We start from the raw sequence: 18,349 nt of genomic DNA on the forward strand, positions 1-18,349 counted from the left end.
GCTCACATTCTCACCCTGATTCTGATTCCCAAAATGGGCGACAAAAAGGTAACCGCTTTATGAAACTTCGAACAAACCACTCCGAGATGCGCACCAAATCCTGGATCGGTTTAACTTGTCTCAATATGGTACAGACATAAGATACTCACAGAAGACAAAGGTAAACTTTGGATTCAAAAATTCTCCAAATTTAACCGATAAGTATTCATATGAACGTGTGGGCACATAAGATTCGGAACATTTTTTCTTTCATAGCATTTGTGGGGACACTCACAGGATGTACTCTTGATCTCTCTTTTTATGAGATGGACCAACTTCCCTCACTCGGAAGCACTGGTGTTTATTCCTCCCAGGCATCTCGATCCCTTTACCCCAACGTTCGTCGAGTACGAAATACCGCAACCACTTTGACCGATGGTCGCATTCTTGTTGTCGGCGGCACTTATCAAAACTCGCCGTCGGACTCCCAGACAAGTGTTGAATTCTTTAATACCATAACTTTGCGCTGGTCGAGTGCTCCTTCATTAACAGAAGCCAGATCCCACCACACCGCAACCCTGCTTTCCAATGGCAAAGTCCTGGTTGTCGGTGGCAGAAGTAATCTGACTTTCAGAGCAACTGCTGAACTATATGATCCGGCAACAAACTCCTGGAGCTCCGCAAACTCAATGTCTGTCGCACGCGCCAGTCACACGGCGACACTTCTTCAAGACGGTCGAGTCCTCGTTGTTGGAGGGCAAACAGGAAATGTGACCTATACGGCCACTCTGGAAATCTATGATCCAGCAACGAACTCCTGGAGTGCGGCTGGAAGTCTTCCAGTTGCTCGTGCACGCCATGCAGCAGTATTATTCCCGAACGGAAAAGTACTTATCGTCGGTGGCTCGAATCCCGGTCTTCTGACTGACACGGAAACTATTATTCCAAATACTCCCCCTGCGCTTCCATCCTTTGAAGCCATCAAAACCAACATTGGAGCCGGTCGAAACGATCTGACGGCCACTCTGCTAAAAGATGGACGTGCGGTGGTTATAGGAGGCATGGGTGCAATATCTCCTTCTGCTGCGGTCGGCATCATCGACCCTGCGAATCCAGGCGCCTTGATACCGGCGACATCGCTGCCTACTGCGCGATTCGGTCATACGGCAACTTTGGTGAATGGAATTTTGGTTGTCACTGGTGGTTTTTTAGATGCAAGCGGTGGTACCGCTCTGGATGACTCCTTGATTTACACACCTAACGCCACACTGGGTACCTGGAGCTCCCTGGGTACTTTAAAAAATGGAGTGCGTGGTCTGCACACCGCCAATATTTCCGGCGATTATCTGGTATTGCTGAATGGAATAACCGGCACCACGTCTCCGGTCACTATGGCTGAAAAAATAGACATGAGTAAGTTCACCTGGAGACGCCAAGGCAACCTGATAAAAGACCGCGCCCTGCACGTCACCGCACTTCTGCCGAATGGAAAAGTCCTTGTAGCCGGAGGACTTTCTCAAACTTCTTCAACGAATACGCCTTTGGATTCCACAGAAATTTTTGATCCGGCCACTGGTTTGTGGTCGGCGGGCCCGGCTCTACCCTCCCCTCGTTTATTTTCACAAGCCACAGTTCTAACGGACGGACGGGTTTTGGTTGCGGGTGGTCTCGACGGAGCCTTTGCAAAAACTGCCACGACAGCGATTTATAATCCTGCATCCAACTCCTGGTCTACAGGCCCCTCGATTGCGATCCCACGCGTGGGTCACTCATCCCACCTGCTGCCTAACGGAAAAGTTATTATTATTGGCGGTGCCGCGCACCCAACGACCTCCGCACCAACTGAAAAAACTGAGATATTCGATCCGGCAACCAATCAATGGACCTATGGACCGGATTTGCCGACAGCCGTTTCAGAGTTCTCGTCTGTTACCTTGTCAGACAATACCATTTTGATTCTAGGGGGACTAACAACTGCCGCGGCAACATCCATTACCACGGTTCAGGCATACAACCCATCCACAAACTCTTTTACAACCAAGGCGCCGATGACTTTGGGCCGCTATCAAGCTGCCGCTGCGGTTTTACCATCGGGAAATGTCTTGCTAACTGGTGGCTGGGCTTCGACAGGAAGTATGACTGCGACCACGGAGATTTACAACGTCACTGCAAACACATGGTCGGCGGGGCCATCGCTGAGCGCTAATAGACGCGCCCATGGCGCCATCAGTTTACCAAGCGGCAAAATTCTTGTTACCAGTGGAGTCACCAATTTAACTTTCCCTTCTATTCCGGCAAAAACCAGCGAAATTTATGACCAGGCAACCAACAGCTGGTCAATGGATCCCATTGCAATTGAAGCGGGTCACTCCCTTGGAACGTTGCTAAAACTTCCTGATGGCAAAATCCTGATCGCGGGAGGCGGAGACCCCGATTATACGGGCGCCGTAACTGAAACCTATATCGAAGGCCAACTATCAGGTATTGCGTGGATAGGCAGCACACCTTTACTCGGTGGACGCGTGGGCAACACCACCACATTGATGAAGAATGGAAAAATCCTTTTCACCGGAGGACAACTTCTGGCTGAAGCTGCTGCCCTCACAGAGACGACGGCCATCTATGATCCGGTCACTAACACTATGACAGCCGGTCCGAATATGGCACACGACCGCACCTACCACTCCGCCACCTTGCTACCATCTGGCAAAGTATTTATCGCCGGAGGTATGAGTTTGAGCGTTGGAATTTCATCGACTGGTGAAATCTATGACCCGGTTATGAATACTTTAACTCCAGTAACACTACCGGTGGATCGCTATTTTCATACATCCTTGGTTCTGCCGAACGGAAAACTTTTAATTACCGGCGGTTTGGATGGGGGCGGAAATACACTTTTGCAAAACGATGTCTACGATCCAGATACCGGCACTTGGAGCACGCTAACACCGCGTTCGACACCAGCCGCACTGGATACTGCGTTCACGATCAGTGAAACCGAGATCATCTTCATCGGGCCATTTGGAGTTTCAAAATACGATATTCCCGCCGCTACCTGGTCCACCCTAGCCAGCCCCTCCTTTGCTCGAATGAACGGAGTCGTTGTCAAACTACCGTCGGGCAAAATCCTTGTGACTGGCGGTACTGATATGAGCACGAACAGTGCCCTTGCGGTTTCGGAAATTTATAACCCTGCAGATGACACTTGGTCCTTAGCTGCAAGTTTGGATAAACCTATGACAAACCTCTCAGGACTACTGCTTCCAAGCGGCAAGGTTGCCGTTATTGGTGGATTTGAAAGCACTTCAGCTACTCAACCTGAGTCCACTGTCAGACTGTATGATCCTGTGACCGATCAATGGAGTTTAGGGACGTCACTTTCTGAAGCCCGTGGACATCACTCCTCGGTTCTGATGCCCGATGGGGCAGCTGTTGTCTTTAGTGGTGCAAGCCAGGCGTTTGGAATGCTTTCATTCTGGGAAACCATCAGCGAATAGAAGGCTGGTCGATAGTCCGGAATCATTTAACTCTGTCTCGAAATATGCCGATGGGTTTCATGGAGAAAACACCATGGATCGTGATCAACTGATTGCAGAAATAAAAAAACAGATTTTGGAAGAGATGAAAGGTGCAACAGCGCCTTTGACTGACAAAATTTCTGATGAACAAAAAGCCGAAATGATGGAACTGAAGAACTCGATGGAGGCCTCTGTAAAAGAGCATCCGTGGATGGCTGTGGGTATGGCAGCTCTGGCTGGTTTTATGCTGGCTCGCCTTTTTTATCGCAGGGATGACTAATCATGATGAAGTTTCTTTTACCCCTCCTTTCATTTTTATTGGGCAATGCCAAAGGTTTGATTAAAGAACCGGCGGAGGCTTTCTCACAACAACTGGCAATGCGCGTGCGCTCGCTCACCACTTTGTTGGTGGCGGTGATTGGCTCCCTGGCATTGGGCTGTGTGGGACTGTCATTGTTTATTGCTTCGATCGCTTCTCAGCTGGATAAGAACGAAGAGTTCCATATCTCTGGCGGAATGATTGTATATCTTGTACTTACTGTTGTGGCTGTAGGAGTACTCATTTACTCCCTGAGCAGCAAAACCTGGATGAAGAGTTTGGGTTTTGAGGAAAAACCAGCGGCACCACAAAGTCAAAAGCGCGCATCCGGCACCCTTGAAAGTGCCGTGGCACTTTTGGTGATGGATTTCATCGAAGAACGCAAAGAGCGTCGTGAAGAGCGCAGACCATAAAAAATGGCAGCCCAGAGCTGCCATTTTCATTTCAACTTTTCAAAATTGAATTAATAACCACTACCACCGTAGTAGCCACCGTCTTCATCAGTGTCGCTGCCGTAGCCACCACCATCGTAGTGTCCACCGTCGTTGTCCTGACGGCTGCCATCTTCGTAACCACCGTTACCGTAACCACCACCATCAAACGAACCGCCGTTACCACTGCACTCGTAAGACTCTTCACGAGGATCACAACCTTCAGCAGGAACCGCAGAAACCACAGATGCTTGAGATTGATAGAATGCTGACGCAGTAAATGGAGCCACAAGTGCCACTGCAAACAAAGCCAAAACCAGATTTTTCATTCGTAACCTCCGAAAATAATATTGATGGCCCCTTCATACCATAGCCACCCCGTTTGGCAAGACCACCAAAGGAACGAACACACCTTTGGTAGCAATTACGCGTTATTACCGACTGGAAATTAACTTTTGATAGGACAGATTAATGTACGGACTTACCGCTGCAGGTAAGTCCGTACATTTTGGGTTATTTGATGGGAGCTACTTCGTTGAGGAAATCCATGAAGTGGGCCCAGGAGCGCTTGTCGGCTTTTTCGTTGTAAGCCACGCCTTTGCTTGGGTCGTTGCCGGCACTTTTTTGTGTGAAGGCGTGAACGGCGCCGGAATAAGAAATGAATTGGTAGTCGACTTTGTTGTCGTCCATTTCTTTCATGAAGGGCATTACTTCTGGGTTTACACCTTTATCCAAGGCACCATGGGCGACCAGCACAGGGGCTTTGAAGTTTTTGGCATCAGCCGGAGTTGGATTTGAAAGTCCACCGTGGAAACTTACGAATCCCGCGGCAGGTACTCCCGCACGTCCCATTTCCAAGGCACCTGTTCCACCAAAGCAGTAACCGACAACCACGATATGTTTTGGATCGACCATTTTGTTTTTCTTAAGCAAATCAAAAGCCGCCTGTCCACGGGCGCGGAACAGCTTGCGATCATTCTTGTATTGCCCGGCAAGCTTGCCGGCTTCATCCGGTGACGTTGCACGAACGCCCTTACCGTATATATCTGCCGCCAAAACCACATAGCCTTTTTCAGCCAGCATTTGTGCGCGCATCTTTTCGTTGTCTGTCACCCCCATCCATTGATGGATGATCAGAACCGCAGGCCTTGGAGTTTTAATGGAATCATCGTAAGCCATGAATCCCTCAAGGGTTGTTTTCCCCTCTTTGTAATCCACGCTTTCAGTTTTAATTGCCGCATTCGCTGACGTCATCGCCATAAAGACCACCACACTTGATAAGATCGATTTAAACATTTGAGTCCCCTTTGATGTACGACAAAAGTCTAAGTAGAGGAGGTCCAAAGGTCAAAAGTCCGCCCTCAGCTGTGATAAAGAACACCTGAGCAATCTAGCCCTGTGCGTTATAGACAGCCTCCTCGAGGGGCATGCTATTATAACTCCAATGGAATACCACAGGCCTAGGCCATCTACATTCTCCCTTTCTAATAGAAATCTGATCAATCACCTATGACATTACTTATAGTTCTTTTTATCGTTACATTAACTGTTTCGTTTATTTGCTCAATGCTGGAAGCAGCCCTGCTTACTTCCACTTCGGCTTATATCGCCGTCTTGGTTCGTGAGAACCGTCGCAGCGCCAAACTTCTTGAACACTTAAAAGAAAATCTGGATCGCCCGATCTCTGCGATCCTGACTTTGAACACTCTTTCCCACACTTTGGGTTCATCGGCGATCGCATATCAAGTGCAGCAAATCTATGGCGAAAGCGCAGTGACTGCTGCTTCCTTCATCCTGACGTTTGCGATCCTAGTTTTATCCGAGATCATTCCAAAATCTATCGGTGCTGCTCACTGGAAAGCTTTGATTCCGTTCACGGCTTACACGATTCAATTGATGATCATCTGCTTGTATCCACTGGTGATCATGTCTGAATACCTGGGCCGTATTTTCCAACGTCGCAGCGAAGACCCGGAAGTCACTCGTGAAGAAATCCTGATGACGGCCGAAATGGGTGCTGAAGAAGGAACTTTGAAAAGCAAAGAGTCCAACATCATCAAGAATCTTCTGATGCTGGATAAGATCTATGTTTCAGATATCATGACTCCCCGATCTGTGTTCTTTGCTTTGGATAAGGACCTGACGGTTGAGGAAGTTTTCACGAAGTACAAGCCCCTGCGTTTTTCCCGTATTCCGGTTTACTCTGGCAGCTTGGATAACGTGGTCGGTATGACTTTCCGTTATAAAATTCACGAAGCACTTTCCAACGACCAGCATGAAAAATTGGTTGGCGAATTGGTGACTCCGATCTCCTCAATCCCCGAGCGCATGACCGTGTCTCAGGTGTTGGACTATTTCATAAAAGAAAAAGAGCACATTGCCCTGGCTGTTGATGAATACGGCATCGTAGCCGGCCTGGTGAGCCTGGAAGACGCCGTGGAAACTTTGTTGGGCGTGGAAATCGTCGACGAGCTTGATTCCGTGGAAGACATGCGTAAGTTCGCTTTGGAACAATGGCAGCTGCGCAAACAAAAGCTTCGTAAGAGCTAATCCCCACCATGCAAATCTGTTACATCCCCTGCCCCAATAAAGAGACCGCCGAAATCATCGCGCGCACTCTATTGCAGGAAAAGCTGATCGGTTGTGCGAATATCATTCCCGGAATGAGTTCGATGTACTGGTGGGAAGGGAAAATAGAAACCAGCAACGAATACATTCTCATCCTGAAAACTCTTGAAAGCCGTGACGCAGGAACCAAACTGCAATCCCGCGTGCAGGAGCTGCATCCCTACGACGTTCCGTGCGTGATGTCTTTGAATGTTGCATCAATCAACGATTCTTTTAAAAACTGGCTTGAACAAAGTCTTAAATAATTCCAAAGTAGAATTCCGAAGGTAGTAACTACTCCGACGACGTCGGAGTGCAGACCAGCCACCGGAGGTTTCATGACTCGCGCAGAACTCGCAAAAAAAATCTACGACATTGCTCACTTGACCGGCGAATTCAAACTTCGCTCTGGCCAAATCTCAAACGAATACTTTGATAAATACCGCTTTGAAGCGCAGCCTGCTTTGCTTCGTGAAATCGCCAAACAAATGGTAACTTTGATTCCTCCAGGCACGGAAGTACTGGCCGGCCTTGAAATGGGCGGCATTCCGATTGCGACGGCTTTGTCATTGGAAACTGGAATCCCCTGCGTATTCGTGCGCAAAGAAGCGAAAGAGTACGGCACTTGCAAGTTTGCTGAAGGACTTGAGATCAAAGGCAAAAAAGTTCTGATCATTGAAGACGTCGTCACCACCGGTGGCCAAGTGGTGCTGTCCACCGCGGACCTTCGTTCGATTGGTGCCGAAATCTCTCACGTGCTTTGCGTGATCCATCGCGGCCCTGCATTCCCAGAACCGAAACTTCAGGAAATCGGCGTAACGCTGACTCCGCTGTTTGTGAAAGCTGATTTTAAATAGTTTTGTTATTGATTCGGTAGTCGGGGAAAAACCTTCGTGGCCTCCCCGCTAAATCCATCATCGCAATCGCGAACTTGATAAGCGGTTTGCAGATTTCCTTCAGTATTGACCGCGATCGTATATTCCCGGTGCATGCACAGACCGTGCTCATTGGATTTCACATACCCATCATAGTTCAACGAAAACTGAATTACATTTTCGACAACCAATGGACTTTGACATCTCTGACCCGAACACTGTGGAGTACCATCCAACGAGTAAACTGTTTTTTCTGGTGAAATCACGATCTCGCCTTTTTTAGTCGTAAACCCTGACCAGCGAATCAATCTTTCACAGCCATCACTTTCGTATTTTACCACGGCCCCTTCGGCCATTTGATAAAGACCGGTCAATTGCGGACAAGCATTTGCACTTGCAATGGAAGCAGCCAAAAAACTTAGAAAGAAAATGATTTTTTGCATCGGATAATCCTCGTTTAAAGCCTGACACAGGTGAAATCCCGTGGCTACATTAAACAAAGGGAGAGAGGCACCATGAAAGCATATTTGATATTTGCACTGTTATTACTTACAGCGGGCATCTCCCAGGCTTGTGTGGGATTTACTGGGTCTTACTCGACCCTTCGTCCTGTCGCTGGCAAATATCACGTTTTGGTTTTAAACCAAAATGATTGTAAGGCCGTCGCCGTTGGATCTTTCCAACTGGATCAACAAACCAGCGCAGTTTCTGATGAGATCGAACCGAAGGTCTTTTACACCGACAAAGATCACACCAAAATGTGCGAGCTGACTGCCTGCCGCGTTTTCACAACAAATCGTACGGGTCTTGAGTTTGCTGAAAACGCATCGGTTTATATCAATAACGTTATTTGCAAATACGACCGCGTCTATTGGGAGCGCCAGGATACTTGGGATCTGAAGATCACTTACCGCCTGGTGGACTCCTCGCCTGCTTGTCGCCGCATGGGCCGCAGTGCAAGCGTGGTGCTGAAGGATATTAAACAAGCACTTTGAGAGGGCACCGATCATCCCTTTTTATCGGGATGATCGACCCTAAAGAAATCAATATTCAAACAAGCCACTTGTTCAGCTTCTCCATAGCTCACCAAGTTGTCGGAGATATGTTTGATCCAATCCTGCAATTCCCGACGCACTTTTTTAAAGCCCGCTTCTGAAATCGACATCGGCGCCGTAAACATCAACTCTTCATCAGAAATAAAATTTGCGCGTTCGACCGCGCGCAGACGCCAGTTGGTTTGATGCTGCTTTAAGAACGGCGAGCCTTTTGGCACAAATGTTCGCTGCGTTCCCATTTCATGTAGCAATCCTGTCTTTTTCAACAATTGCCGCTGCAACAGAAATTCGACCACGGCATTAAGGTCAACTACAGGGAACTCGGAAAAAGCCTGATGAATTTCCTCGATGCGCTTTCCATTTCCCATAGAACAGAACAAGCGAATTCCCGAATAGATCCAAGAAGAGTAAAACTGCCCTTTATCAGAATCACTCAACTCAGTGGTGGCCGTTACAGCCTTGCTGACCTTAAGGGATTCCTGCTTCAACGACTCCAACTTCTTTTTAAAATGCTTTTTTACCTCGTGGTGGGAAGCACGCTCGAAATCCACCAAGGTCAGCCAGTATTCCATTTCGATCTCGGACCACGAGAAGAAACGACCTATAAGATAGGCCTGATCCATCGTAATCGTCTTTACACCCGACAAAAACTGACTGACCTGGGGCGATGCCACCCCCAAGTGCTCGGCAAGCTGCTTGACCAGGCCACGACCCTTCTGCGGCTGCGAGGCTATAAAGCTTCTGAGCAGCTTTGAGGTGTCGTTCTGGGTAAAGATATCAAAATTTTTTTTCATTTTTAATCCATCAATTTCAATATGTTATGAACTTATAATACCTTATCGGCTATTTTATGAGTTACTTAATTATAAAGATAATATCGAAGTCGACGACACATAGCATTATTATCCTCACATCAGGAGACAGGTGTGACGAAGCGATCAGAACTATTCAGGGCAAAACTGCAGGATGAGTTCCAAAAGCGCGTGGCGACCCACAGAAAGTACTCGTTCCGAGCCTTTGCCCACAGTCTGAAAATGGACCCCTCAAGCCTGCACGACATCATGAAGGGCGAAAGAGCCGTGGGCGAAATACTGATCCGGCGCTTGGGCGAAAAGATTGGGATGACACTCGAGGAAACAGAACGCCTGCTTAATCCAGAAACCTCAGAGTGACGGACTTTTTTCGGCAGTTCGACAGAGACCTCGAAAATTTGCCCACACTGGAACGCATACATTCATAGTCGCCAGGGCACCAGAGCCGGATTGAATTTTGAATATGAACATAATTGAACGATTTAAGAACTCTAACAAAGGAAAAAATATGAAATCATCTATCACGAAACTAGGTCTTACTCTACTGGTCACTCTATTGGCTTCCCAAAGCTTCGCTAACGGTGGAGTTGACTCTTTGGAAAACCTTGTCGGTACATTCAAAATTGAAGGCCCTACCAATGAACCAGGCGATGAAAACATTGTTACTTTCACAAATGAAGGCGAAGTTTATTTGCTTCAAAAATCGGGTGGCACAACCACAAGATGCAAAGGTGCATTCGAGGTAGGCAACAGAATCCTAAACGCAACCGGTACATGCAGCCACTACCCTCAACGTCTTTCAAACTTCGCAATGGTGATCGACCTGAGCCGAGTAGCGAACTTCGGATACTTTCAATCACCAGTACTTTGCAAAACAATTAACGTTAAAGCCGCTGACATGCGTTTTTTACGCGTAAAATAATTATTTAATTTACGAAATTAAGCCAATACGGATCCGGGACTATGAATATGGTCCCGGATTTGCATTTTCAAAGGACAGGAACTTAGCCCATTTGAGAGTGAAACTATGGCCAATCTAAGAACAAAGACTGTCGAACTTTTATGCGCCCTTGTGACGATTGCCGCACCTCTGCCTTCATTCGCACAAACGACAACCAACGTCGATATTTCCCAGGCGCTGGCAAACTGGCGTCGTCAAGAGGCCGTCAGTGTGGTTGCCGAGAAAAAGCGCATCTCTACCTTGAATCCGAAACAGACACCACCAAAACAGGCTTTGTCCTCCCTTAGTGGACCGGGCCTTGATGGCGGCGGCGGTGTGGGAGTTCTAAACAGCAACGGACAACTGCGCCTCTTGGATCTTGCGGTGACTGACTCAGCTCCCATTGTTCGCTTTCACAAAGATAGTTACCTCGACATCCTGACCAGCAAGGGCCCCTTGGTTTCCAATAAAGGCACCTTTGTTACCAACAAAGAATTCTTCGCCTGCGCCGTCAAGAAATTGAGTCGCCAAGACAACGTCTTTTTGCAGTATCTAAAACCTGAAAACATAAAACTTGTCGTTGTTATGACAGACCTGCCCCTGAACCTGAGCAGCCTGCATCTTACCAAGATTGTATTTCCCTCCCCTTCAGGGGCCGGAAGCGTTTGGGAAATGACTCAACTACCATCAAGCAACCTATTTAGCACGACCCTCCCTGTGGACTATCAACGCCCGATTGCTTCCTATGCGATTCAGCCAACCATCAAAGGCAGTGTCCCGCGCCAAACGCTGTTGGTAAGTTCACAGATGTATCAAGCCCTGTCCGACCAGGATCAATGCGCTCTACAGATTCATGAGCTGCTGAGATTCATCAGCAACGCAGGAAACAGCGTCCCTTTACTGCTAAAGACTCCGCTGAAAACTTCATATATAGAACACCTCACCCGCAGGATAATGGCTGAAAGGCCGGTCTACGTCGGGGATATTCCGGCAACAAACTTCTTTAAATATCTTGCCGTGAATGGCTCCGACAAATTTGCACCGGGAGCTATTCAACAAATTGCAGTAAATATATACGATCCGTTTGACGATTCCCGGGTTACGGCCAGGAAGGCAGAATTTCTCTATTATCAAATGGAGGATGCAATCAAAACCCAAGAGGCCTACGAGGAATACCTCATGCAGTTTGCAACAAACCATCCCGCTCTAAAAAATGTTTGGTATTCACAGGAAAAAATGGAACTGGGCGAGTATTTTGATTTACGCGACCTTGTTCACTAAAAAACAAAACCCCACTCTCGGTGGGGTTTTTCATTTAATCTATTTTTCAGCAACCACGTAAGCAATCCAGGACTCACATGCCTCCCCGTGATCCACACGGGTGAAGTTACCGTCACCAGAACCGTCTTTCGCAGTCCCTTCCCAGTAAACGTGACTTTTTGAAAAGCCCACTTCGTGCATGATCTCGCGGATCTCTGTGATACTCCACAGGCGCCAGTCGTAAGTGAATACGCGCTCGATCTTCTTACCATTCACGCGGAAGTGAATATGGAACAAAGCTTCGTTGGAGATCGGATCAAAGTTAGTCTGATCCCAGTAGTAAGTAAAATCCTTGTGCTTGATACGGTCTTCGATAGCGTCATAGCACTGACTGCCACCAAATACGTCCACCAGGAAGATACCGTCTTTGTTCAGAGTCTTATATGCATTAGCGAAATAGTTCTTAAGCAGAAATCTTTGCTTAAAGCAGAAATACGAGAAATTCATCGCAGCGATGATGTCGGCCTTTTCAAGGCTTGGGTCCATCACGTTGCCTTCGATGACTTTCATGCGCTTTTGCTGATCCGGGCGCATTTTGCTTAAGTAGTGCGACTTACCATAAGCAATTGGTTCCGGATCCAAATCCACCCCAATCGCCAGGTTTTTCGGATTCAACTTAATCCACTCTGTAGAAAGAGCAAACGTTCCGCAGAAATCCTCGCGGAAGATTCGTGGAGCCTTTTTCTTAAGCTCCTTGTAGGTGTTCGTGATGAACACGACGTCGTTTTCAGCCGATTGCACCGCTTTGTGATACAGATCGTACTTATCGAATTGCGTTTTACCGCTCTTCTTGGAAACGCGACGACGAACCTTCTTGGTGTGTGTCCCTGCGGCTTTTGCCATATCTATGGAACCTCAGCTACGATCTCACGGATCGCAGTTTCAATGTCGTGATGTTGAGGAACAGAGTTTTTCTCTAGGTTTGGATGCAAGCCGATACCTGGCAGGTTTTTACCCGCAAGGACACGCGGGCGCGCCATCAACGAGTAGAAGCACTCTTGTGTTGTTCTGTAAGCCAGATGCTCACCGAAGTTCGTTACTTCAGTATCTTCGTTTACGAACAAAACACGGCCTGTTTTTTCAACAGAAGATTTTATCATCTGCCAGTCGTATGGATAGATAGAACGAAGATCGATCACTTCCACAGAGATACCTTCATCAGCCAGCTTCTTAGCCACTTCATCACATAGGTGCACCATACGGCTGTATGTAACGACCGTGATGTGCTCACCCTCGTGAGTGATCTTACCTTTGCCGATTGGTACGATGTACTTTTCAAGCTCAGGCCATTTCGCTTTCCAACCTTGGGAATTTTGAACTGGCTTATCGATCATTGATTTCAAAGTTTTTTCGTCCTCTGGTTCACCAGGGATCAACTCGTCACCTTTATGGCGCATCAATGCTTTTGATTTCAAATAAAGAACCGGATTCGGATCTTCAATCGCCGCCAACATCAAACCGTATGCGTCTAGTGGATTGGATGGCATCACGATCTTCCAACCTGGCAAACGAGATGCCCAAGCGTCGAAAGAGTGAGAGTGGTAAACGGAACCAAAGATCCCTGCGCCCACTGGAGTCATCACAACCATTGGCAATTGAACCTGACCGTTTGTGCACCACAAAGTGTTGCCGGCAATTTTCAAAAGATCGATCGTATTGAAGATATAATCTGCGAACTGGATTTCAGCCACGCACTTATCACCTGTCATTGCGATACCCATCGCCATGCTGATGATACCACGCTCGTCCAGTGGAGTGTTCCACGCCGTTTTTAGACCTTGAGTCGCCGTGAATACGCCACCCAGTGGTGCACCCACGTCCTGACCGAAGATGTCTTTAACGCCCATGTGTTTTTCACCGTAGTGAAGGGCCATTCTGATTGCTTGAGCTACACTTGCCATTAGAACTTTCTCCAATCAGCATTTTCATTATTTACGAAGACATGATTCCAAACTGATTCAGGTGTTGGACCACCCTCAGCACGAGCTTGTTCCTGAGCTTTAACGCCCTCTTCCTCGTAGATCTCCCAGATTTTTGCGGCAGCCTTTTCAGTCAGGATGCCAGCTGCGATCAATTTTTCCTGGAACTTGTGAACCGGATCGAAAAGATCTGTCTTACGGTTCGCACCGTCAGCAGAGGAGTGACCGTACAAACGAGTCGTTTTTACTTCCAGAAAAGAGGGCTTACCCGTTTTGCGGATGTAGTCCATTTCTTCTTTCAAAGCGATGTATGTCTCTACAGGATTAGTTCCATCGATCACGCGAGAGCGGATGTTGAAGGCTTTCGCACGGTCTGCGATGTGTGTTTCACCGTGTTGGCCATCATACGGAGTGGAAATACCGAAGCCATTATTTTGCACAGTGATCAACACTGGCAATTCCTGGCCTTTACGAGATGACCATACCAAGCATGTTGCGAATTCGCCCTCGGCCGTTCCAGCGTCACCGCCAGTTACGATAGAGATGGCTTTGTGACCCGCGCGTTTTTGTGCGTGAGCTGTACCGCAAGCGATGGGGTATTGAACTTCGATAGGAGAAGTTACAGGAGCTACGTTCCACTGAGGGAAGCAATAGTGACCTGCGAAGTTACGACCACCTGTTGACGGATCTGTCACACGGTTCATCATCAAACGAACCGCTTCGATCATTGGCATACCCAGTGCCACCATCGTTGGCGTACAACGGTAGTGAAGATGGAACCAGTCGTGTTCAAGACCTTTGCCTTTGCGAGCCAGTAAACCCAATGGGACCCCGAAAGCTTCCTCGCCCGGACCACCGATCCAGAAGTAACCTTCACCGGCTTTGTAGATTTTAATAACACGCTCTTCAAGAACGCGGGATTTGACCATCAGGTCGTGCATGCTCAACAAAAGTTCTTCAGACAAGCCACCGAAATCAGATTTTTTCGGAGCAACTTTTTTAGAAGACTTCGCAGCGGATTTGGTAGCAGCTTTTGCCGGTGCTTTTGCTTTCGCAGAAGCAGTTTTTTTGGCAGCTGGTTTTACAGTGGTCTTTTTAGACATGTACTCAGTTCTCCACGGTTTTTAGTCACATAAATCAAGGCCCCTATCTAAGCGAGAACAGGCGAAATTGTCTGCCTTTTTCCCGTTAATTGACGCATCACATTGATATCCTCAACATTGGCGCAACAATCCTTCGCGAGAATGAACCTATTGGAGGACATTATGGTATACAGATATGAATCCCGTCAGGTTTACGAGGCCGCTGACAAATCTGCTCAAAAGAAGAGCATTCAAGAGACCAACCAAGCGATCCTTGAACTTGGTGCAAAGGCAGAACGACATGCCTGCGCCAGCCGCCAGTGGGCAGAAAAAGCATTCGCAGCCGCCTTCAGAGCAAAACAGGTCTTTTCAAAGTAGTCACCACGGCTAGAATAGGTTCATGCAATACACCTATCCAACGCTGGCACTTTCTCTCAATGTTCTTTGGGAACTCCTAAAAATATCTGGAGTTCTTTTGGGCGCGGGCTTTGTGTTGCATCACTTTTCAGGATTTCTACGTATGAAACTATCAGACACTTTTGGTCAGCACGCATTCAACTTGATCTTTGCGCCGGGAATCATGATTCATGAAATCAGCCACGCGACCATGGCTTTTTTATTTTTACACCAAATCGAAGACATCAAACTTTTTGACTGGAAGGCCAAAGACGGATCCCATGGTCACGTCGTCAGTCGCCCGCGCTCCCTGCCGGTGTTTTTTAAAATCTGGATTAAGATGGGGGAGCTATTCATCGGAATCGCGCCGTTAATCGTGGGCCCGGTGATTTGCGCCGCTGTGTTTTATTTTTGGATCCCGGGTGGAAAGACATTTATCAGCAATCCCCGCTTCGTAAACTTTCCGTCCTTTTCCTGGGGACTGATAGCGTGGTGGTACTTGGTGATTGCCGTGTTTTCGCAAATGGAACTAAGTGATGCGGATCTTAAAGGAACCTGGAAAGGTTACTTGTGGATTGCGCTTTGCACTTTTGTCGGTACTTTTTGCTACTATAAAATCCGGCATTTTTAATCTCAGGAAAATCAATTGAAAGCCATTCCGGTGCTCCACTAGTTTTCGCAGATATAATGATGCTTGTTTATCAGCAACATCCTTTTGGAAATTTGACTGCGCTTTATCGTAATTACTATCGTCATGCCTACTTTAACAAAGGAAATAGCATGACAAAAGTTCCTGTTCGTCTGGTTCAAGTTTCGATGTGGCTGCTTGTCAGCTTTTTCGCAAGCTTCACACTTGCCGCCACGACTTTTAATATCACACCCGGCATGTCGGCTGCGGCGATTCAAGAAACCCTCAACGAGATGCTACCCAGTGACACCGCCAATTGGGCCGCGGGCACCTATGATGTCGGAGAAATTCGCGTTCGCGCGGGCACCATGACCGCGGGCAGTGGGACGATTTTAAAGGGACAATTTACTGTAACCGGCAACGGTGTGGAGATTGATGGTTTTACCATTCAACCCAGTTCCAACTTTGCGACTAGCTATGGTATTCGCATTCAGTCTTCTGCTAATATTCACAACAATATTATTCAGAACCACAGCACTGGTATTGCCGTCAACGGTACGGCAACCAACATCTATGACAATACGATTTCAAACAATTCCAATTGGGGTATTCTGATCAACGATCAATTTGGATACGCTTCAAACTTGCGCATCAATTCAAACAATATCCAGAATAATTCCACCGGCGGAATCGGATTAACCAACGCCGCTACTCTATCTTCGGATGTGACCATCATCGACAATTCAATTTCTGGCAATGGCATGGCAATTCGTGTGACAAACACCCGGGATGTGCAGATTTTAAACAATATCGTTTCGAATTCTGGCGAAGGAATCGAACTGGCTGGTGGCAATACCAGAATGACTATTACGGGCAATCGCGTTTCTGTGGGCCAGTATGGAGTTCAGTTGAGTGGCACTAATTCTTCAGTGCAAATCCATAAAAATAATTTTGTCGATTTAAGTACAGCAGGACTGTCTGTAGATCGTCTTCCAGATTCCTCTGCCACTTTCGCGACGTGCAACTTTTGGGGAGATGATTCCGGTCCTCTTAACGCCACCTCCAACCCTAACGGCAAAGGCACAAAAATAGTCGGATTAGTTGAAGTTCCTTTGAATGACTACTCTCCGTGGAATCTAACCGGTGGCGCTTGTACCGGAACTCCTGATTCGGGTCCGACACCGCCTCCGCCCACTCCAGCACCGGGATTAGCCGGTATCTGGCAGGAAACATTTGGCAATCGTTGCATTCAAATTTCGGAAAACTTGAAGGTGGCACAGACCTATAAAAAATGTGGCCCGCTAACCTGCAAACGTCAGTTCGGAAAATTAACCATTGCTACCAGTCGTGGACGCCTAAAGGATGAAAATGTCGTCGCACGGATCGTTTATGCGCGCAATTTCCCGGCATCACAGGATTTGGAACTTGTGCAATCAGGTCGACTGCGTGTGCGAGAAGAATATGATTGGGGACCAATCGATAGAACGAAAAGAAAAATCTATCACAAAGTCGACAGATGCCGATATCGTTTGCCAAGAATCCCGATTCCTCGTCCTCATCCTAAGCCAAAACCTGCACCTGAACCAAGTCCAACACCTAAGCCGACTCCGGCTTAGTTTGCTTGTAGGATTAAATCCATATAAGCCTTTAGTGAGGCCGAGTAGTAGTCTGATGCCGTGGGATCAAAAATATAGTATGCCACGGCTTCAGCGAAGCATTCAAACTGACCGGTCATTGCATAGAGAGTCGGGAAACCGTACTTTCTGCCCAACTCGCGATCCAAGGCATAGGCCTCAGCCGTGCGCTTTTGCTTAACCAGCGCCATGACTTGTTGAAATTCTAATTTTGATTTTGCATAGTCCACATTCGTGATTACAGCTTCCCGTCCGTCCTGACCCCAGTTGGCTGCTTTTTCGAAGCCATCCATTGAATAGGCATGATCAGTGGCGATATCAAAGTCGTGCATCAGCTCATGCAGGATGTTAATTTGCTTACGTTCAACTTGGGCATAGGGATCCATAAACGGAGTGCCGGTAAAAAATGTATCCGTCACACCAATGACGTTGGTTACAGGATTCACCCAAAGGAAGGCTTTTTCAGCAGAGCGCACGAATTCAACGCGGCGAAATTGGGGATTATTAAACCAGCGAGCCGCGTGGGAAACGCGGTGAATTTTAGTGATGCCGTTTGCCTGGATGGTTTTTAGAATTCCCTGCAGGCGTGGATCATTGATCTTGGCAAGGTAGCCGCCGACGATGGCTTTTTCTTGTTCGGTCCAAGGCTTGAACTGAACCGCCTCACAAAAACTGTGGTGCGGGAACTTATCCTGACACTCGAAGGAATCTGCAAAGGTCATGATATCCAATGCCGACATAGCTCCGGGGCTTGTCGCCCAGGCGCTTATTGAAGTCAGCAGTGTAAAGATACCCACAAGCAGTTTATTCATTCTTAATCCCTATCCCACCTAT

At 47.6% G+C, this 18,349-nt stretch carries 21 protein-coding genes; 13 read left to right on the top strand and 8 right to left on the bottom strand.

The annotated features are described in order from the left end of the window. The first annotated feature begins 305 nt into the window (after positions 1-305). The 3 genes from ACLVWR_RS02230 (at position 306) to ACLVWR_RS02240 (ending at position 4,229) form a co-directional block, all read left to right on the top strand. Entirely contained in the window at positions 306-3,476 is a 3,171-nt protein-coding gene (locus ACLVWR_RS02230) for a Kelch repeat-containing protein (RefSeq protein WP_413582326.1), read from the top strand. Between the two features lie 73 nt (positions 3,477-3,549). Then, the gene (locus ACLVWR_RS02235) at positions 3,550-3,777 is read left to right on the top strand and encodes a hypothetical protein (protein WP_413582327.1); all 228 of its coding nucleotides are present in this window, start codon (positions 3,550-3,552) and stop codon (positions 3,775-3,777) included. 2 nt (positions 3,778-3,779) lie between these two features. Then, the gene (locus ACLVWR_RS02240) at positions 3,780-4,229 is read left to right on the top strand and encodes a hypothetical protein (RefSeq protein WP_413582328.1); all 450 of its coding nucleotides are present in this window, start codon (positions 3,780-3,782) and stop codon (positions 4,227-4,229) included. Between the two features lie 50 nt (positions 4,230-4,279). On the opposite strand, the gene ACLVWR_RS02245 is transcribed toward ACLVWR_RS02240, so the two are convergent. Then, positions 4,280-4,576: a hypothetical protein gene (locus tag ACLVWR_RS02245; protein ID WP_413582329.1), complete on the bottom strand. Its 297-nt coding sequence runs from the start codon at positions 4,574-4,576 to the stop codon at positions 4,280-4,282. Positions 4,577-4,760: 184 nt separating this feature from the next. Continuing rightward, positions 4,761-5,543 carry a dienelactone hydrolase family protein gene (locus ACLVWR_RS02250; RefSeq protein ID WP_413582330.1) on the bottom strand — a complete coding sequence of 261 codons (783 nt, stop codon included), beginning with the start codon at positions 5,541-5,543 and terminating at the stop codon, positions 4,761-4,763. Positions 5,544-5,756: 213 nt separating this feature from the next. Between ACLVWR_RS02250 and ACLVWR_RS02255 the strand changes: the two genes are divergently transcribed. The 3 genes from ACLVWR_RS02255 (at position 5,757) to pyrE (ending at position 7,711) form a co-directional block, all read left to right on the top strand. Further along, positions 5,757-6,797, top strand: a complete 1,041-nt coding sequence (locus ACLVWR_RS02255; RefSeq protein ID WP_413582331.1) for a CNNM domain-containing protein — start codon at positions 5,757-5,759, stop codon at positions 6,795-6,797. Between the two features lie 8 nt (positions 6,798-6,805). Then, complete coding sequence (gene cutA, locus ACLVWR_RS02260) at positions 6,806-7,120, top strand: divalent-cation tolerance protein CutA (protein WP_413582332.1); 315 nt, start codon at positions 6,806-6,808, stop codon at positions 7,118-7,120. Between the two features lie 72 nt (positions 7,121-7,192). After that, on the top strand, positions 7,193-7,711 hold the full coding sequence (gene pyrE, locus ACLVWR_RS02265) for an orotate phosphoribosyltransferase (protein ID WP_413582333.1): 519 nt from the start codon (positions 7,193-7,195) through the stop codon (positions 7,709-7,711). A gap of 5 nt (positions 7,712-7,716) precedes the next feature. Here the strand turns inward: pyrE and ACLVWR_RS02270 are convergent, their stop codons facing one another. Next, positions 7,717-8,172 (bottom strand): hypothetical protein, encoded by a 456-nt coding sequence (locus tag ACLVWR_RS02270; protein WP_413582335.1) that lies wholly within the window; start codon positions 8,170-8,172, stop codon positions 7,717-7,719. Between the two features lie 72 nt (positions 8,173-8,244). Between ACLVWR_RS02270 and ACLVWR_RS02275 the strand changes: the two genes are divergently transcribed. Beyond that, positions 8,245-8,724, top strand: coding sequence for a hypothetical protein (locus ACLVWR_RS02275; protein ID WP_413582336.1), 480 nt, complete (start codon positions 8,245-8,247; stop codon positions 8,722-8,724). Between the two features lie 11 nt (positions 8,725-8,735). On the opposite strand, the gene ACLVWR_RS02280 is transcribed toward ACLVWR_RS02275, so the two are convergent. After that, the gene (locus ACLVWR_RS02280) at positions 8,736-9,578 is read right to left on the bottom strand and encodes a TIGR02147 family protein (RefSeq protein WP_413582337.1); all 843 of its coding nucleotides are present in this window, start codon (positions 9,576-9,578) and stop codon (positions 8,736-8,738) included. Between the two features lie 132 nt (positions 9,579-9,710). Between ACLVWR_RS02280 and ACLVWR_RS02285 the strand changes: the two genes are divergently transcribed. From ACLVWR_RS02285 to ACLVWR_RS02295, 3 genes are all read left to right on the top strand, one after another. Then, positions 9,711-9,956 carry a hypothetical protein gene (locus ACLVWR_RS02285; protein ID WP_413582338.1) on the top strand — a complete coding sequence of 82 codons (246 nt, stop codon included), beginning with the start codon at positions 9,711-9,713 and terminating at the stop codon, positions 9,954-9,956. 148 nt (positions 9,957-10,104) lie between these two features. Then, complete coding sequence (locus ACLVWR_RS02290) at positions 10,105-10,518, top strand: hypothetical protein (RefSeq protein WP_413582339.1); 414 nt, start codon at positions 10,105-10,107, stop codon at positions 10,516-10,518. 105 nt (positions 10,519-10,623) lie between these two features. Further along, entirely contained in the window at positions 10,624-11,817 is a 1,194-nt protein-coding gene (locus ACLVWR_RS02295) for a hypothetical protein (protein WP_413582340.1), read from the top strand. A gap of 39 nt (positions 11,818-11,856) precedes the next feature. Here ACLVWR_RS02295 and ACLVWR_RS02300 read toward each other — a convergent pair whose 3' ends face one another. Genes ACLVWR_RS02300 through ACLVWR_RS02310 form a run of 3 tightly spaced genes read right to left on the bottom strand, consistent with a single transcriptional unit; the run spans position 11,857 to position 14,878 of the window. Further along, positions 11,857-12,699 (bottom strand): class I SAM-dependent methyltransferase, encoded by an 843-nt coding sequence (locus tag ACLVWR_RS02300; RefSeq protein ID WP_413582341.1) that lies wholly within the window; start codon positions 12,697-12,699, stop codon positions 11,857-11,859. Positions 12,700-12,701: 2 nt separating this feature from the next. Further along, a complete protein-coding gene (locus ACLVWR_RS02305; RefSeq protein WP_413582342.1) occupies positions 12,702-13,757 on the bottom strand; it encodes an alpha-ketoacid dehydrogenase subunit beta in 1,056 nt (351 codons plus the stop codon). After that, positions 13,757-14,878, bottom strand: coding sequence for a thiamine pyrophosphate-dependent dehydrogenase E1 component subunit alpha (locus ACLVWR_RS02310; RefSeq protein ID WP_413582343.1), 1,122 nt, complete (start codon positions 14,876-14,878; stop codon positions 13,757-13,759). The genes ACLVWR_RS02305 and ACLVWR_RS02310 overlap by 1 nt, the downstream gene beginning before the upstream one ends. Positions 14,879-15,040: 162 nt before the next feature. Between ACLVWR_RS02310 and ACLVWR_RS02315 the strand changes: the two genes are divergently transcribed. From ACLVWR_RS02315 to ACLVWR_RS02325, 3 genes are all read left to right on the top strand, one after another. After that, entirely contained in the window at positions 15,041-15,235 is a 195-nt protein-coding gene (locus ACLVWR_RS02315) for a hypothetical protein (protein WP_413582344.1), read from the top strand. A 22-nt stretch (positions 15,236-15,257) separates the two neighbouring features. Beyond that, a complete protein-coding gene (locus tag ACLVWR_RS02320) occupies positions 15,258-15,884 on the top strand; it encodes a hypothetical protein (protein ID WP_413582345.1) in 627 nt (208 codons plus the stop codon). 149 nt (positions 15,885-16,033) lie between these two features. Further along, on the top strand, positions 16,034-17,497 hold the full coding sequence (locus ACLVWR_RS02325; protein ID WP_413582346.1) for a right-handed parallel beta-helix repeat-containing protein: 1,464 nt from the start codon (positions 16,034-16,036) through the stop codon (positions 17,495-17,497). Here the strand turns inward: ACLVWR_RS02325 and ACLVWR_RS02330 are convergent. Beyond that, on the bottom strand, positions 17,494-18,327 hold the full coding sequence (locus ACLVWR_RS02330) for a hypothetical protein (RefSeq protein ID WP_413582347.1): 834 nt from the start codon (positions 18,325-18,327) through the stop codon (positions 17,494-17,496). The two genes, ACLVWR_RS02325 and ACLVWR_RS02330, sit on opposite strands and share 4 nt — an antisense overlap. Between the last annotated feature and the right edge of the window lie 22 nt (positions 18,328-18,349).

The sequence above is a fragment of the Bdellovibrio sp. HCB288 genome, from assembly GCF_047305935.1.
Taxonomy (GTDB): domain Bacteria; phylum Bdellovibrionota; class Bdellovibrionia; order Bdellovibrionales; family Bdellovibrionaceae; genus Bdellovibrio.

Coding starts and splice junctions, on each gene's coding strand:
- ACLVWR_RS02230 (WP_413582326.1), top strand. CDS start 306: ATGGACCAACTTCCCTCACTCGGAAGCACTGGTGTTTATTCCTCCCAG.
- ACLVWR_RS02235 (WP_413582327.1), top strand. CDS start 3,550: ATGGATCGTGATCAACTGATTGCAGAAATAAAAAAACAGATTTTGGAA.
- ACLVWR_RS02240 (WP_413582328.1), top strand. CDS start 3,780: ATGATGAAGTTTCTTTTACCCCTCCTTTCATTTTTATTGGGCAATGCC.
- ACLVWR_RS02245 (WP_413582329.1), bottom strand. CDS start 4,576: ATGAAAAATCTGGTTTTGGCTTTGTTTGCAGTGGCACTTGTGGCTCCA.
- ACLVWR_RS02250 (WP_413582330.1), bottom strand. CDS start 5,543: ATGTTTAAATCGATCTTATCAAGTGTGGTGGTCTTTATGGCGATGACG.
- ACLVWR_RS02255 (WP_413582331.1), top strand. CDS start 5,757: ATGACATTACTTATAGTTCTTTTTATCGTTACATTAACTGTTTCGTTT.
- cutA (WP_413582332.1), top strand. CDS start 6,806: ATGCAAATCTGTTACATCCCCTGCCCCAATAAAGAGACCGCCGAAATC.
- pyrE (WP_413582333.1), top strand. CDS start 7,193: ATGACTCGCGCAGAACTCGCAAAAAAAATCTACGACATTGCTCACTTG.
- ACLVWR_RS02270 (WP_413582335.1), bottom strand. CDS start 8,172: ATGCAAAAAATCATTTTCTTTCTAAGTTTTTTGGCTGCTTCCATTGCA.
- ACLVWR_RS02275 (WP_413582336.1), top strand. CDS start 8,245: ATGAAAGCATATTTGATATTTGCACTGTTATTACTTACAGCGGGCATC.
- ACLVWR_RS02280 (WP_413582337.1), bottom strand. CDS start 9,578: ATGAAAAAAAATTTTGATATCTTTACCCAGAACGACACCTCAAAGCTG.
- ACLVWR_RS02290 (WP_413582339.1), top strand. CDS start 10,105: ATGAAATCATCTATCACGAAACTAGGTCTTACTCTACTGGTCACTCTA.
- ACLVWR_RS02295 (WP_413582340.1), top strand. CDS start 10,624: ATGGCCAATCTAAGAACAAAGACTGTCGAACTTTTATGCGCCCTTGTG.
- ACLVWR_RS02300 (WP_413582341.1), bottom strand. CDS start 12,699: ATGGCAAAAGCCGCAGGGACACACACCAAGAAGGTTCGTCGTCGCGTT.
- ACLVWR_RS02305 (WP_413582342.1), bottom strand. CDS start 13,757: ATGGCAAGTGTAGCTCAAGCAATCAGAATGGCCCTTCACTACGGTGAA.
- ACLVWR_RS02310 (WP_413582343.1), bottom strand. CDS start 14,878: ATGTCTAAAAAGACCACTGTAAAACCAGCTGCCAAAAAAACTGCTTCT.
- ACLVWR_RS02315 (WP_413582344.1), top strand. CDS start 15,041: ATGGTATACAGATATGAATCCCGTCAGGTTTACGAGGCCGCTGACAAA.
- ACLVWR_RS02320 (WP_413582345.1), top strand. CDS start 15,258: ATGCAATACACCTATCCAACGCTGGCACTTTCTCTCAATGTTCTTTGG.
- ACLVWR_RS02325 (WP_413582346.1), top strand. CDS start 16,034: ATGACAAAAGTTCCTGTTCGTCTGGTTCAAGTTTCGATGTGGCTGCTT.
- ACLVWR_RS02330 (WP_413582347.1), bottom strand. CDS start 18,327: ATGAATAAACTGCTTGTGGGTATCTTTACACTGCTGACTTCAATAAGC.